Origin of the sequence: Agromyces humi, from assembly GCF_009720255.1 — a bacterium.
In the GTDB taxonomy this organism is placed as follows: Bacteria; Actinomycetota; Actinomycetes; order Actinomycetales; family Microbacteriaceae; genus Agromyces; species Agromyces humi.
This window is the reverse complement of sequence record NZ_WJSP02000744.1, coordinates 1-653: the sequence shown is the minus strand read 5'-3', so window position 1 is coordinate 653 and position 653 is coordinate 1. Positions and strand designations below refer to the sequence as shown.

Sequence of the window (653 nt, the reverse complement as noted above, 5' to 3'; positions counted from 1 at the left end):
GGCGCTGCGGGCGAGCACCCGCGCCCGCATGCCGGCGATCGCGAGCGGCACGAGCACGAAGATCGCGACCACGTTGACCCCGGCGAAGCCGCCGAGGCCGAGCACCACGCCCGACAGCGCAGCGGATGCCGCGGCGGCGATGTTCATCGAGGCATCCGTGGCCCCCTGCAACGGCACGCGCAGCGGTTCCTCCACCGAGGTGGTCAGCAGCGTCGACCCGCCGATCAGGCCGGCCGACCAGCCGAGGCCGAGCAGGCCGAGCGCGAACGGCATCAGCACGAGCAGGCTGTCGGCCGGTGCGAGGATGCCGATGACCGTCGCCGTGACGAGGAGGGCGGCGCCGATCGCGATCACGCGCTCGGGCCCGATGCGGTCGGAGAGCCAGCCCATCAGCGGGCTGGCGCCGTACATGCCGAGGATGTGGATGCTGAGCACGACGCCGACGAGCGAGAGCGACAGCCCGTGCTCGGTCATGTGCACCGGCGTCATCACCATCACGCCGACCATCACGGTGTGCGAGCACACGATCGCGAGGAACGCGACCAGCGCCCGCGGGTTGCGGAGCGCCACGGCGAGCGCGGCCCACGCGCGCAGGGCCACGTCTACGACGAGGACGACGCGGTGTGGGTGCGCACCACCGACTTCGGCGACGA

At 72.6% G+C, this 653-nt stretch carries 1 protein-coding gene; it reads right to left on the bottom strand.

Annotation, left to right across the window (positions count from 1 at the left end):
* A partial coding sequence (locus GH736_RS23935) for an MFS transporter (RefSeq protein WP_159607596.1) occupies positions 1-600 on the bottom strand: 600 nt, incomplete at its 3' end.
* Positions 601-653: the final 53 nt, after the last annotated feature.